This is a genomic window from Streptomyces griseofuscus (assembly GCF_014673495.1).
Classification (GTDB): domain Bacteria; phylum Actinomycetota; class Actinomycetes; order Streptomycetales; family Streptomycetaceae; genus Streptomyces; species Streptomyces murinus.
On the sequence record NZ_CP051006.1, the window covers coordinates 8,041,570 to 8,056,033 of the forward strand.

The following is a 14,464-nucleotide window of genomic DNA, read 5'->3' on the forward strand; positions in this document are numbered from 1 at the left end:
GGCCGAGGACGCGGCGCTGCACTACCTGCCGACCACCCTGACCCGCTACGCCAAGCCGGGGGACCGGCCCGCGCGGCACGCCTTTCTGGCCCAGGACGGTTCGTGGGTGGTCCTCGTCGGGCTGCGAGGACACCAGTGCCACATACGGGTGAGCACCGCTCGGCTCATGCATGTGCACGAGGAGAAGGAGACCCCGCCGAAGACCCTCAAGGAGACGCTTCGCGGCGCGTGGGAGGGGCCGCCGCCCCCGGAGCAGCCCTGGTCCCCGCCGGCGGAGGACGAGGACCGGAGCGAATCCCGTACCGGCGAGGACCGGAGGGGGACCGTACTGGCGGAGAGGGCAGGATTTGAACCTGCGTGGACCCCATAAGGATCCGACCTCGAGGCGAGCTCGTCGGTCCCCGATAAACCACTCCGGGCACCTCTCCTTGTTCCCGGTCCGGGGTGGTGCCCCGTTCCGTTCACAAGAAGAGGATGGCAGCGGCCCCTGACCGGGTGCTGATGTGTCCCTGACGCGTCAGGGACGGGCCCGAGGGCAGGAGATGTCCGCTGCGGGCAGCCGGCCGGTCGCGAGGTAGGCGTTCACCGCGTTGTCCACGCACGCGCTGCCGAAGATGCCGAAGACCGCGTGCTGGTCGGCGTCGTGCAGGGTTATCAGGCGGGAGCTGGGCCAGCCGCGGTGGACCGTCTCGGCGCCGGAGTAGAGGGTGCGCGGGTCGCCGGTGGCGTTCACCAGCAGCGCCGGGAGGTCGGCGCGGATGGTGGTCGGCGCCTCACGCGGAGGAGCCCAGAACGCGCAGGCGTTGATGTTGTTCGTGACGGGAGCGAACAGCCGGTCCTCGGGGTCGGCCCGCCGCAGATCGCGCCAGTAGGACTCCGGATCGCGGGGCGCACTCCCGTCGGCGCACAGGATCGCCGTCTGCGCGCTGCCGTAGCCGGAGTCGTGTCCCGTCAGCAGGAACTGGAGCACGCCGGTCAGCCAGGGGGACGGGGACACCGGGCGCCCCTCGGCGGCGCGCCGCAGATCCCGCACCCCCTGGGCGAAGTCGCCGAAGGCCGTGGGGTTGTCCTGGGAGAGGCCGTTGAAGATGACGGTGGGGACGATCCGGTCGTCCACCCGGTAGCCGCCCACCCGCAGCGGAGCGCGCTCGGCGGCCGACTGGATCGCCTCCAGCGTCGCGAGGACCGCGCTCCTGGTACGGCCCAGTCCGTAGTCCTTGTCGCGGGCGGCGGTCCAGTCCGCCCAGTCGCTCAGGGCGTGCTTCCCGGCGGCTTCCGTGCCCCGCAGCAGCCGGGGACCGTAGCGGGCGGGGTCGATCACACCGTCGAGGACCACCCGGTCGGTGCGACCGGGGAACATCGTGGTGTACACCTCGCCGAGGTAACTGCCGTACGAGTAGCCGAGATAGGAGATCCGGCGCTCGCCCAGCGCGGCCCGGACGACATCCATGTCGCGGGCGGTGTCGCGGGTGCTCGCGTACGGCACCAGGTCGCCCGCGCGGGTGCGGCAGCGACGGGCGAGATCGGCGGAGAAGGACGTCATGTGATCGAACTCGGCGCGGCCCTTGCCCGCGCCGCGGATCATGCTGCCGGTCGGCCATCCGCAGTCCAGCGCGGTGCTGCGGCCCACGAAGCGGGGATCCACCCCCACCACGTCGTACCGTCCGCCGGCGTCCTTCATCGCCTTGCGCACCCACGGCGGATCACCGATGGTCTGCCCGCCGGGGCCGCCGCTGTTGAGCACGAGCGCGCCGATGCGGTGCGCGGAGTCGGTGGCCCGGATCCGGGAGAGCGCGACGGTGATCGTACGTCCGTCGGGGTGTGTGTAGTCCAACGGCACGGTGACATCGGTGCATTGGGCGCCCGCCTGCGCCAGCTCCTTGCCGGTCTCGTCGTCCGGGCCGAGCAGACAACTCTTCCAGGTGAGGTGCTGGTGGTGGTAGCGGGCCAGGGGATCGGCGGGGGTCGCCGGGGCGGCGGGGGCGGCGCTCAGGGTGAGCGCCCCGGCCAGGCACAGCGCGGCCACCGGGCCGGTCCGTGCGATGAGCCCGCGTAAGCGGTGCCCGCGGCGCAGGTCGTCCGCGACGAGTGAGGCGGTCATGCGGTTGTCCTTCCGTTGGGGGAGCCTTCGTCGCAGAAGGCCTTGTCCACGACGTCGAGGAAGTCCAGTTCGGCCTGGAGCGTCGCGGGTACCGCGTTCAGCGCCACGGCGACACTGCGCCCGCCCGGTCCCACGGCCACCAGCGCCCGGTGCCCGCCCGGCACCGTCCCGGCATGCCCCCACCAGGCGCCGCCGCAGGACAGCGGGGTCGTGATCAGACCGAGTCCGTAGCGCGCACCGGGCCAGAGCCGGTCGGGGTCGGCGGCCACCGTGCGCCGCATCTCCGCGAGTTGGGCCATGGGCAGCAGCCGCCCGCCGAACAGCGCGGTGGCGAACCGTGTCAGGTCCTCCGGCGTGGACACCAGGGCGCCGCCGACGTCCCCGAAGGTCATGTTCCAGTCGGTGCCGTCGGCCCGGTGGCCTGCGGCGTCCGTGAAGTAGCTCTGGGAATGGGGGCCTTGGATCCGGGGGTCGTCGCCGGGCCAGTAGGTGTCGCGCAGCCCGAGGGGCAGGATGACGCGCCGGGTGATCTCCGACTCGGGTGAGTGGCCGGTGACCGCCTGGACGATCAGCCCGGCGACGACGTAGTTGGTGGTCGCGTAGTGCCAGGACTGTTCCGGACGCGGCAACCGGATTGCGTCGGCGATGAGTTCACGTGGTTCGAAGTGGCGACGGCGCAGCGCCTCCGGGTTCGCCCACTCGGATGCTTCGAGGTAGTCGGGCAGACCGCTGGTGTGCTGGAGGAGCTGTCGGACGGTGATCCGGCGGCCGTCGTGGCCATGCCCCTGGATCAGGCCGGGCAGATAGCGCTCGACCGGGGCGTCCAGGGACAGCCGGTGCTCGGCGGCGAGTTGCAGGACCACGGTGGCGGTGAACGTCTTGGTGATACTGCCGATCCGCAGCCGGTCCGTGGTGTTCGTACGGCGGCCGGTGCGCAGGTCGGCGACCCCGTCCGTGACGGCCCAGCGGGCGCAACCCGGCACCGCGGACCGCCCGTTGACGAGGACCGCGGCCCCGGGGATCCGGTCCTCGGTGACCAGCCGTTGCACCGACCGCCGTACCGCCTCGTGCGTGGCGCAGGGCCGGGACGCGGCCGGTGCCCGGGCGGCGGCCAGGGGCGCGGCGAGCAGGACCAGGGTGACGGCCCAGGCCACGAGCGCGGCACCTCTGCGAAGCGCGGGTGAAAGTAAAGGAATTGCCATGCGCACCACGGTAGAGATCGCCCACGACACGATCACTCCTGCTGGCAGCCGGACCGGTACGGGGGCCAGCACCAGCCCGCGAGCGGGGGCGGACCGGAAGCCCCCCGGTCGGCTACCCCCCGACGAGTGGCTTGCCGTACACCGTGGAACTGCGCCGCACCGTCATCCCGATCCGCTCGTACAGCGCCAGCGCCCCCGTGTCCGAATGCGTCCACAGGACACAGCTCCGCCTGCCCTGGAGGTAGAAGGCGCGGAACGCCTCTCGCAGCAGCAGCCGCGCGATACCCCGGTTGCGCTGATCACGGCGCACCGCGACCCGCTCCACGTACCCCTCGCCGCCGTCCAGGTCCCCCGTGTCCAGCGACAGCACCGCGCCGACCAGCCGATCACCCTCGAAGGCGAGCGGCGACGCCCACGGGGCGAACGTCGTCCGACCGACCGTGAGCCGAGCCCACTCGGCGTACGGCTTGCGCCGCTGCTGCCACTCGTCGAACGCGTCCTCGGTGAGCCGGTACACGGCCTCCTCGTCGCCCGCGCGAAACGCCCGCACCGTGATCCCCGCGGGCGGCTCCGGAACCACCGGTTCGCCGGGCAGCGGCATCTCCAGCAGCCACTCGGTGACCATCCTGACGTACCCGGCGGAGCGCAGCAGTGCCGCGGCCGCGAGATCGCTGTCGGAGATCGTCTGGGCCAGCCGGTCGCCGCCCAGCTCCCGGGCCCGCGCCTCGGACCAGGCGAGCAGGGCGGTTCCCAGCCCCCGCCCCAGGTGCCCGGGATGCACCTGGACGGTGGCCCGCCGCCCCCGTACCCAGGCCCAGGCGGCCGGGTCCCCTGCGGGACCGGTGACCAGCACCGTGTCGCACGCCGCGGCGTCCCCTGTCATGCCGAGATCGGCCGCGATGCGATCGGCGTCGGTCGTGGCCAGGCCGTGCAGCGCGCGCTCGCCCGCGCCGACCAGGTGGTGCACGGCATCGGTGTCGGCGGTGGTGGCGGGGCGGACTCGATAGCCGGCCGGCCATGCTCCCGCGGAAGGATCAGCCATGGAGGAACCCTGCACCGGGGCACCCCACCGGAAACAGGGAGAAGGCCCCCGGTCGGCACTGACGCCGGCCGGGGGCCTCTCCATACCCGGTCGGGTGCGTCAGCCGTCGTTCTCCGGCGACGGGATGTACGCGCCCGGGACGTCGTTCGGCGCGTACAGCTTCTTCTCACCGGGGTACGGCTTGGCCCAGTTGTGGGTCTGGTACCACGTGTAGTGGTTCATCTGGGCCGGGTTGGCGTAGTCGGGAACCGCGTTCGGCCCGGTCAGCCGCTGCTTGGACTTCCAGCTGTCCCACTGCGCCGCGAGCGGCTTCTCGGCCGCCGGGACCTTCGTGGCGGGCACCGCGGCGGCCTTCGGGTCCTGCGGCGCCGGGGTGTCCACACCGCAGGACGGCGGGGTGCTCAGACCGTCGGTCAGTGAGGTCCGGTTGGGCAGCGCGGTGAACGGCGTGTAGTCCGGGTGACCGGTGAACGCCCTGGTCATCGGGGTGGCCGCGCTGTCCTTCTGGTTCATCGGGTGGATCCCGAGGATCTGCTCGATGGTGCGGATCACCGTGATCTGCGAGTAGTAGTGGCTGTCGACCTTGCCGTGCTGCGACCAGGGGCTGATGATCTGGATCGGGGCGCGGTGGCCGTCGACGTGGTCGAGACCCGCCTGGGAGTCGTCCTCGACGACGAAGATCGCCGAGTCCTTCCAATACTTGCTGTGCGAGATCTCGTCCACGATCCTGCCGGTGGCGAGGTCGTTGTCCGCGACCTGCGCGCTCGCGCTCGCCGGACCACCGGTGTGGTCGCTGGAGAGCCAGAACATGTTCAGGTTGGCCGGACCGTTCTTCTCGAAGTCCTGCTTCCAGACCTGCTCCCGGTAGACGTCCGGCACGCTGGTGTCGAACTTCGCGAAGCCGTGCACCGACACGTCGTTCAGGGACGGGATCGGCGAGGACGAGTTCAGCGTGTAGGCGGAGCCCTGACCCGTCGCGTCCATGTTCTTGGCGTCGCAGTACAGGTTCTGCCAGCTGGAGCCCGACGGCTTGGTCAGGAACTGCTGGAACTCGCCGAAGTCCCGCACCGACTTGCCCGCCGCCTGCGCACCGGTCCACAGGAACCCGGACTTCTGGTGGCCGAGGGCGTCGTCCTCGGTGTCGTAACTGCGCGCGTACTCACCGGCGGAGGACTCGGTGTACTCCGGATTGTCCGCCTGCATCAGCCAGTTGTGGCCCTCGGCGGAGTTGGTGCCGATGTCGTACGTGTTGTCGTACAGGCCGAACTGCGAGGCCATCGCATGCTGGTTGGGCGTGACGTTCTCGCCGAACTCCGTCAGCGACGGGTCGCCGTTGCCCTCGGGCATGTCGCCGAGCACCTGGTCGTAGGTGCGGTTCTCCTTGACGATCAGGAAGACGTGCTTGATCGTCGACGGGTCGCCGAGGCGCGCCGGGACCGGCACCGGCCGGCCCTTGTCCTTCCCCTTGGCGAACTTCACCGAGCCGGCGGTCCAGCCGTTCTGCCGGAACACCTTGGACGTCTGGGCCCGGATCACGCTGTCGTCGGGCAGTGTGAAGCGCTGCACGCTCGACGTGGTGTCGTGGGTGCCGTGCCCGGCGCTGGTGGTGGGCCGCAGCGCGTCGATGCCGCGGGTGTTGGAGACCACCACCTGCCGGCCGACGCTCGCGATCTCCGAGGGGAAGTAGTCCGTCGGCAGCAGACCGACGTAACTCACCGGCTCCAGCGGGCTGTTGTAGCGGTAGACGGCGACCGCGTTCGCCCGGCCGAGCGTCACCAGCAGATGCCCGTCGTCGGTGAGGGTCACCGCGTCGGGCTCATAGCCCACCGACGCCTCCGGCCACGGCTGGGTGGAGATCGTCTGGACGACCTTGTCCTTGGCCGTGTCGATGACCGACACGTCGTTGCTCGCCGTGTCGGTGACGAACAGCGCGCCCTCCTTGGCGTACAGGGCGGTCGGATGCAGCCCGACGTCGATGCTGCTCGCGGCGTCGGCCGGGTGCGCCAGGTCGATGACGCTGACCGTGCCGGTGGTGGTGGCGCCGGTCTCCGGGTCGGCCGGCACCTGGGTGCCGTACGAGTTGATGGTCGTGTCGCCCGGCTTCGCCGGGCGGCCGCCCTCGTTGCTCACGTACAGCTTGTCGCCGACCTGCACCAGGCCGCGCGGGGCGTTGCCGACGGCCCAGCTCTGCTTGATGCTCCCGGTCGCCGTGTCGATGGCGACCACCCGGTTCTGGCCGTTGACCGCCGAGTACACGGTGGAGCCGTCGGCCGAGAACACCGTGGCGCCCACCAGCGCGTGCTTGGCGCCGTCCGCCGGGACGGTGATGTACGTCGGGTCGGCGACCGTGCCGTCCGCGTTCACGGTGAAGCGGGTGTAGCCGTTGGTCTGGCCGAGCCACAGCTGCTTGCCGTCGGGGGAGTAGGTGGGGCCCTCCTGGCCGACGTCGTTGCCCTTGATGCGCGGGCTGGAGGAGGCGGCGTTGCCGACGACCTGCTGCACCTTCCAGCCGTTCAGGTCCACGACGGCCAGCGCGGCGTTGCCGTCGGTGACGGAGGCGGCCAGGTGGGTGCCGTCGGGGCTGACGGTGGACGACATGATCTTGCCGTTGTTCACGACCAGATGCTCGCCGTACGGCGCGAGGTACTGGTCGCTGGAGATGACCTGGCCGTTGTGGGTGGTCTGGCCGACCTGCTCGGTGCCGAACTGGTGGGTCTGAGCGAAAGCGGCACCGGCGGCGACGAGTGCGAGCGCGGAGGTCCCAGCGGTCACCAGTGGTATCCGGCGGCCGAAGCGTCTGGACAGAAAGCCCGAACGCTCCTTCTGGACACGCCTGCGGTGGCGTGTTACCTGCATGGGTTATCCCTTCGAGGTGGGAAGCAGCTCGACGTTGCCGTCGAACTGCCACAGCGGGTTCGGCGCGTCCCCCTCGGGGGTGCGCACCAGGAAGTAGCCGTTCACTTCCTTCGGGCCGTCGCCGTCGGCGACGAACCGCCCGTCCGAGGTGACGTCGAGCTGGTAGACGGCCGTACCCGTGGCCTCGACGCCGGGCAGATGCCAGGACACGACACAGCGCCAGTCGTTGCCCGGCCCCTGGGCGGCGACACGGTCGCTGCCCTTGTCGCACGCCGCCGTGGCCCTCAACTGCGCCTCGGTGACGGCCGGTCGATGGAGCTGCTCGGTCTGCATCCGGTACAGATGGGCGAAGGCGGTGGCGAGCGAGCGCTGGACCTTGTCCTGCTCGATGCCGGAGCCCGACACACCGGTCGCCGGTGCGATCACGGCGGCCGAGACGGCGAGCAGCCCCGCGAGCGGCAGGAGTCCCGCCGTGACCGCGCGCCTGCCCGAACCGTCGTAGCCCAGATCGGTGAAGTCGCGCCGCAGGAACAGCACATAGGCCAGCACGGTCGCGGTGAGGGCCCAGGCGAGGCTCACCGCGACGCCGATGAGCAGCGGGCCGACCTGCCCCGGGTCGGTGAACAGGCCGTTCCAGGCGATGAAGGCGTACCCGGGCAGCGCGAGGCGTACGACGAGGGGCAGCGGCAGCATCTGGGCGAGCTGCATCGCGAGCGCCACGACCGCGGGCAGCAGCAGCCCCATGGGGGAGCGGCCCAGGGTCACGGAGCCGAGCAGCCCGATCCCGGCGAGCGCCAGCGTCGGGGCGAGCACCGCGACCCAGGCCAGCAGGACCTTGACGGCGGCGTCCGAGGGCGCGAGCAGATGGCCGTCGAGACCGGCCAGCGGCTGGTTGCCGACCGCCAGCAGCCCGCCGACCGCGCCGGAGACGGCCAGCCCGGCCATGAGCAGCAGGATGACGGTCAGGCTCGCCAGGGTCTTCGCCACGAAGATGCGCCGGGCCGACCGTACGACCACGAGCAGATGCCGCCAGGTGCCCAGCCGGTCCTCGGCGGCGAACACATCACCGGCGACCACCGACGTCAGCAGCGGCAGCGCCCAGGTGCCCGCGAATCCGAGCACCACCAGCGGTCCGGCCCAGCCGGTGGCGTGCATCCAGCGCCCGAACAGGGTGTCGGAGGGCAGGGTGCTCTGCACACTCACCCCGGCGACGAACAGCGCCGGCACGATCCAGCAGGCGAGCACCAGCAGCCGGATCCGCCACTGCGACACCAGCTTGACCAGCTCGAAGCGGTAGGCGCGCGGCACGGAGACCGGACGGGCGGGGGCGACGCGCTCCGCCGCCAGGGTCGCGGTCATCGGCCGGCCTCCTGCTGTTCGGTGAGCGCGAGGAACGCGGCCTCCAACGGGGAGACCACGGGCGCCAGTTCACGCACCGCGATCTGTGACCGCACCACCTGGGACACGAGTCGATCGAGCGCGGGCACCGACGCCCGTACGACGAGCACCTCGTCGCCGTGGCGCGTCCCGCCGTCCTCGACGACCCGGACGTCCTCCGCCTCGGCCGCCAGCCGGCGTGCGGCGGCGGGGTCGGAGGTGAGCAACCGGTACTCCAACTCCCGGTTCTCGGCGGCCAGTTTGGCGAGCGGGCCGGAGAAGACGACCCGTCCGGTGGCGAGGATGGTCACCTCGGAACACAGCGCCTCGACGTCGTCCATCCGGTGGCTGGAGAGCACCACACTCGTGCCGTCCGCCGCGAGCCGGTTCAGGACACGGTGCACCTGCCGCTTGCCCGAGGGGTCGAGGCCGTTGGAGGGCTCGTCCAAGACGAGCAGGCGGGGCCGGGTGAGCAGGGCGGCGGCGAGCCCGAGCCGCTGCCGCATGCCGAGCGAGAAGCCGCGCACCCGGTCGTCCGCCACATCGCGCAGACCGACCTCGGTGAGCACTTCCCCGATCCCCGCCGTACGCGCGTCGCGCCCGCGCAGCGAGACCAGCGCGGTCAGGTTCTGCCGGGCGGTCAACGACGGGTACAGGCCCGGCCCGTCGACAAAACCGGCCACTCCGTCAACGGCCGAAAGACCGCGCCCGACCGGCACGCCGAGGACCTCCAGAGTGCCCGCGTCGGCGACGGCGAGCCCCAGCAACAGGCCGAGCAGCGTTGTCTTCCCGGCTCCGTTCGGCCCGACCAGGCCATGGATCTGACCCTGGGTCACATCCAGGTCGACACCGTCGAGCGCGACCACATCACCGAAGCACTTCGTGATCCCGCGCGCCCGCACCGCGAGCACTGCGTCCATGAACTCCTCCTTCGAGACCGCAAGGACCGTAGGCGTGTGCCGAAGAACCCTGGCAGGGAGGTGAGTTGAACGTTCCGGGAACGAGGAGCGACAGATGGTCGACCCCTCGCGCGCACCCTCCGCACCCGGCCCGATCCGGACCGCGTGGCACCCCCGCCCCCACCCGCGCGTGCGCGTCCGGCGCCTCTCCTGCCCCGCGGGTGAGGCGCCGCAGCGGTCACCCTAGAGCGCGTTCCGCCCGGCAGGGGGGCCGTACCGCGATGCCCGGCCAGCGGCGCACGCGGTCCGGGCGCACAGGCTGGCCGGGTACCCTGCCCCCCCACTGCGTCGGCCGTCGTATTGCCGAAGCGTGACCGGACGCTGGCGTACAGGTGGCGTCGGCCAGGCCCTACACTCACTTGGTAGCCGCAAGCAACGGAATGTGAGTGATGATCGGCGCAGAGAGCCGCAGAGGCCATGAGGGCGCCGTACGGATGGATGCCGTACGGGCGGACGACGCGCGCACGGACGACGCACCGTCCGCCGGGGCGGCGTGCACCGCGACCGCGCTCGCCGACGCGGTGGGTGCCGAGGCCGCGGTGATCACGGAGGCCGTGGGTGCCGAGGCCGCCGCGTCGGGACTCGGCGCCGAGATGGTCCGCCTCATGCGGCTCTTCGCCGCCTGGACCCAGCGCGCCGGATTCGAGTGCGGGGCCGCCGACCGCGTGCTGCTCGCCCGGCTGGTGACCTGCGGCAGGCGCCGCGCGACCGACCTGGCGGCGGACGTCTTCCTCGATCTGTCGACGGTCAGCCGGCAGGTGCGCTCGCTGGTGGACCGGGGACTGGTGGAACGCCACCCGGACCCGGAGGACCGGCGCGGCTCGCTGCTCAGCGCGACCGAGGCCGGTCGCGCCGCGTACCAGAGCGCCGTACGCCGCCGCGAGGCGGAACTGACCCGGCTCCTCGAACCGTGGCCGATCGAGGACCGCACCGTTCTCACCCGCCTGCTGAAGCGCCTCAACGACGACCTGGTGGACAGCACGTACACGAGCCTCGGAACCGGGCAGCACCCGGTGGGCGAGGCGAGGCAAGGAGATCTGCACGCATGACCATGTCCGCGTCCCCGGCCCGCGGGGGAACATCAGCGATATCCGCGTCGCCGCCGCCACCGGCCGGCCGGCTGACGCACCGCCAGATCATGACGATCCTCAGCGGTCTCATGCTGGGCATGTTCCTCGCCGCCCTCGACCAGACCATCGTCAGCACCTCGATCCGCACGATCGCGGACGATCTGCACGGACTCAGCGCGCAGGCGTGGGTCACCACCGCCTACCTGATCACGTCGACCATCAGCACCCCGCTGTACGGCAAGCTCTCCGACCTCTACGGCCGCAAACCCTTCTTCCTCGCGGCCATCACGATCTTCATCGCCGGCTCGGCGGCCTGCTCCTTCGCCACCTCGATGAACGAGCTGTCGGCCTTCCGCGCCTTCCAGGGCATCGGCGCCGGCGGTCTGATGTCGCTGGCGCTCGCGATCATCGGTGACATCGTGCCACCCCGCGAGCGCGCCCGGTACCAGGGCTACATGCTCGCCATGTTCGGCTCCTCCAGCGTCCTCGGCCCGCTGATCGGCGGCTTCCTCGCCGGTCGCAGCAGCATCCTGGCCATCGCGGGCTGGCGCTGGGTGTTCCTCGTCAACGTCCCGGTCGGCATCATCGCGCTCTTCGTCGTCGCCAAGGTCCTGAACCTTCCGCACACCCGGCGCGAGCACCGCATCGACTGGTGGGGCGCGCTCACCATCGCCATCGGCGTGGTGCCGCTGCTGCTGGTGGCAGAGCAGGGCCAGACCTGGGGCTGGACCTCCACCAAGTCGTACGTCTGCTACGCCGTCGGCCTGGTCGGCCTGATCGCCTGGGTCTTCGTGGAGCGGGCCATGGGCGACGAGGCGCTGATCCCGATGCGCCTGTTCCGCAGCTCCGTGTTCAGCAAGATGAGCCTGCTGTCCGTGCTCATCGGTATGGGCATGTTCGGCGGGATGATGATGGTCCCGCTGTACCTCCAGATCGTGAAGGGCGTCAGCCCCACCAAGTCCGGCCTGCTGATGCTGCCGCTGATGGTGGGCATGATCGCCGGCACCATGGTGGTCGGCCGGATCATCTCCAAGACCGGCAAGTACAAGATCTTCCCGATCGTCGGCACAGTCCTGCTGATCGCCGCCATGCTGCTGTTCCACTACCGGGTCCAGTGGGACAGCCCGCTGCCGGAGACCATGGCCTACATGGCGCTGTTCGGCCTCGGCCTCAGTGGCTGTATGCAGATCCTGACCCTGGCGGTACAGAACTCCGTCGAGCCCAAGGACATGGGCGTCGCCACCGCGTCGGCCACCTTCTTCCGGCAGATGGGCGGCACCGCCGGTACGGCGATCTTCCTGTCCGTGCTGTTCAGCACCGTCGGCGACAAGATCAGCTCCGCGTTCCGGTCGGCCGCGCAGACGCCCGCGTTCCAGGCCGCCCTGCACGACCCTGCGGTGCGCGCCAACCCGGCGAACGCCCCCGTGCTGGACATGCTCAAGCACCCCGCGGCGAGCGGCGGCGGCTCGGGTGTGCTGGACGACTCGTCCTTCATCCAGCAGCTCGACCCGCGGCTGGCCCAGCCCTTCAAGGAGGGCTTCACCGACGCCATGCACGTGGTGTTCCTGTGCGCCGCGGCCATCATGGTGCTCGGCTTCCTGGTCGCGGTGTGGACCAAGGAGGTGCCGCTGCGCAAGGTCTCCGGCCTGGAGGCACGCGCCGCCGAGGCGGACGGCACGCAGGCCGAGGCCGCCGATGTGAAGGACGCCCAGGTGAACGCCGTGGCGGCCGACAGCGGCCAGGCGCCCGCTGTCCCGCTCGTGGAGGACGCCCCGGTGGCCGTCGCCTCCGTGGCCGCCACGGGACGGCTCGTCCGCGGCCGGGTCCTCGACGGCGCGGACGCCCCGGTTCCGCAGGCGGCGATCACCCTGATCGACGTCCGCGGCCGGCAGCTCGACCGCGCGGTCAGCGCAGTGGACGGCACCTACACGGTGTCGGTGCCCGGCGCCGGCACGTATGTGCTGATCGGCGCCGCCGGTGCCCGTCAGCCGCAGGCCGTCACCGTGCTGGTCGGCGACGAGCCGGTGGTCTGCGATCTCGTCCTCGGCGGCAGCAGCGCCGCGCTCACCGGCTCCGTCCGGGACGCGGCCCAGGGCAACCCGTTGCCGGGCGCCCTGCTGGTCGCGACCGATCTGCGCGGTGAGGTCGTGACCTCCGCGACCTCCGCCGCCGACGGTGGCTTCTCGCTGGTGGACCTGGTCCCGGGCAGCTACACCCTCGCCGTGAACGCGCCGGGCTACCGTCCGGCCGCCGTCCCCGTCGAGGTCACCCCGGGCGCGGCCGAGCCCTGCGAGATCCGTCTCGAATCCGGTGCCCAGCTGCACGGCGTCATCAGCGCCGCCACCGGCGGGCCGCTCGGCGATGCCAAGGTGACGCTGCTGGACGCGGCCGGCAATGTGCTCGGCACCGCGACCACCGGCGCGGACGGCGCCTACGGGTTCACCGACCTCGACCTCGGTGAGTACACCGTCATCGCCAGCGGGTACGCCCCGGTCGCCACCTCCGTCCGCGTGGACGCCGGCGGCACCACGGACTTCGACCTCGAACTGTCCCACGAGGACACCGCCAAGTAGCGAGTCCGAAGCACCCCCGGGGGAACCCGACCAGGGCCCGCGATCCACCGGATCGCGGGCCCTGGTGTCATGCCCGGGTCCCTCGTAGGGCCGTGTTCCGGGGCCGCGCCGAGCGCCTCGGTGACCGGCCCCGCCGTGTGCCGCTTGACTTGGAGAGCACTCCAATTCGTAGCGTGCCGGGCATGAGTACTGCACAGCACAAGATCGGGTCCGGATTCGGCGCCACCAGCACCGCCGACGAGGTCCTGGAGGGTATCGACCTCAGCGGCAAACTGGCCCTGGTCACCGGGGGCTACTCGGGGATCGGGCTGGAGACCACACGCGCGCTCGTCAAGGCCGGCGCCCGGGTCGTCGTACCGGCCCGTCGTCCGGAGACCGCGGAGCAGGCGCTGGCCGGGCTGCCCGGTGTCGAGGTGGACGAGCTGGATCTCGGGGATCTGGAGAGCGTGCGCCGGTTCGCGGAACGGTTCCTCGCCTCCGGACGCGGCCTGGACATCGTGATCGACAGCGCCGGGATCATGGCCTGCCCCGAGACGCGGGTGGGCGACGGCTGGGAGGCGCAGTTCGCCACCAACCACCTCGGCCACTTCGCCCTCGTCAACCGGCTGTGGCCCGCGATCGCGCCGGGCGGCGCCCGGGTCGTCTCCGTGTCCTCGCGCGGCCACCACGCCGCCGGCATCCGCTGGGACGACATCCACTGGCGGCAGGGCTACGACAAGTGGGAGGCGTACGGCCAGGCCAAGACCGCCAATGTCCTGTTCGCCGTCCAGCTCGACAAGCTCGGCCGCGACGCCGGGGTCCGCGCCTTCGCCCTGCACCCAGGGGGCATCCTCACGCCGCTCCAACGGCACCTTGCCCAGGAGGAGATGGTCGAGCGCGGCTGGATCGACGAGGAGGGCAACCTGCTCCACCCCGAGGTGTTCAAGACCCCGCAGCAGGGCGCGGCCACCCAGGTCTGGGCGGCGACCTCCCCGCAGCTCGACGGTCTCGGCGGTCTCTACCTGGAGGACTGCGACGTCGCCGAGCCCGCCCAGGACACCGACGCCCGTGAAGGCGTCAAGGACTGGGCGATCGACCCGGAGCAGGCGGCCCGGCTGTGGACGCTGTCGGCCGAGCTGACCGGGGTGGACGCGTTCGCGTCCTGACCGGGACCGCTCGCCCGCGCGGTCGGCGGGGCGAGGCGTCCGCCGTCACCCGTCCGGCGCACCGTACCGGCGCCGCCTCCGTGCCGCGCGCTCCCGCGTGCGCCGTTGGAGTGCGGCCGGGTACGGCTGTGCCGGGGGC

General features: G+C 71.6%; 9 protein-coding genes and 1 pseudogene. 3 read left to right on the forward strand and 7 right to left on the reverse strand.

Translation table 11 applies throughout. The features are described 5' to 3' along the window. Positions 1 to 329: 329 nt before the first annotated feature. From HEP81_RS36455 to HEP81_RS36485, 7 genes and pseudogenes are all read right to left on the reverse strand, one after another. A pseudogene (locus HEP81_RS36455) lies at positions 330 to 428 on the reverse strand. A gap of 89 nt (positions 429 to 517) precedes the next feature. After that, a complete protein-coding gene (locus HEP81_RS36460) occupies positions 518 to 2,101 on the reverse strand; it encodes an alpha/beta hydrolase (protein ID WP_051850061.1) in 1,584 nt (527 codons plus the stop codon). Further along, on the reverse strand, positions 2,098 to 3,255 hold the full coding sequence (locus tag HEP81_RS36465) for a serine hydrolase domain-containing protein (RefSeq protein ID WP_243279714.1): 1,158 nt from the start codon (positions 3,253 to 3,255) through the stop codon (positions 2,098 to 2,100). Before HEP81_RS36465 ends, HEP81_RS36460 begins: the two co-directional genes overlap by 4 nt. A 160-nt stretch (positions 3,256 to 3,415) precedes the next feature. Continuing rightward, positions 3,416 to 4,345: a GNAT family N-acetyltransferase gene (locus HEP81_RS36470; RefSeq protein ID WP_037653976.1), complete on the reverse strand. Its 930-nt coding sequence runs from the start codon at positions 4,343 to 4,345 to the stop codon at positions 3,416 to 3,418. 99 nt (positions 4,346 to 4,444) lie between these two features. Next, complete coding sequence (locus HEP81_RS36475) at positions 4,445 to 7,201, reverse strand: bifunctional YncE/alkaline phosphatase family protein (RefSeq protein ID WP_037653977.1); 2,757 nt, start codon at positions 7,199 to 7,201, stop codon at positions 4,445 to 4,447. Positions 7,202 to 7,204: 3 nt separating this feature from the next. After that, entirely contained in the window at positions 7,205 to 8,560 is a 1,356-nt protein-coding gene (locus HEP81_RS36480; RefSeq protein WP_037653978.1) for an ABC transporter permease, read from the reverse strand. After that, positions 8,557 to 9,498 carry an ABC transporter ATP-binding protein gene (locus HEP81_RS36485; RefSeq protein WP_037653979.1) on the reverse strand — a complete coding sequence of 314 codons (942 nt, stop codon included), beginning with the start codon at positions 9,496 to 9,498 and terminating at the stop codon, positions 8,557 to 8,559. The genes HEP81_RS36480 and HEP81_RS36485 overlap by 4 nt, the downstream gene beginning before the upstream one ends. Before the next feature lie 428 nt (positions 9,499 to 9,926). Between HEP81_RS36485 and HEP81_RS36490 the strand changes: the two genes are divergently transcribed. From HEP81_RS36490 to HEP81_RS36500, 3 genes are all read left to right on the forward strand, one after another. Continuing rightward, a complete protein-coding gene (locus HEP81_RS36490) occupies positions 9,927 to 10,586 on the forward strand; it encodes a MarR family winged helix-turn-helix transcriptional regulator (RefSeq protein ID WP_421673943.1) in 660 nt (219 codons plus the stop codon). Next, positions 10,583 to 13,180 (forward strand): MFS transporter, encoded by a 2,598-nt coding sequence (locus HEP81_RS36495; protein ID WP_037653980.1) that lies wholly within the window; start codon positions 10,583 to 10,585, stop codon positions 13,178 to 13,180. Before HEP81_RS36490 ends, HEP81_RS36495 begins: the two co-directional genes overlap by 4 nt. 182 nt (positions 13,181 to 13,362) lie before the next feature. Beyond that, positions 13,363 to 14,325, forward strand: coding sequence for an SDR family NAD(P)-dependent oxidoreductase (locus tag HEP81_RS36500; RefSeq protein ID WP_037653982.1), 963 nt, complete (start codon positions 13,363 to 13,365; stop codon positions 14,323 to 14,325). Positions 14,326 to 14,464: the final 139 nt, after the last annotated feature.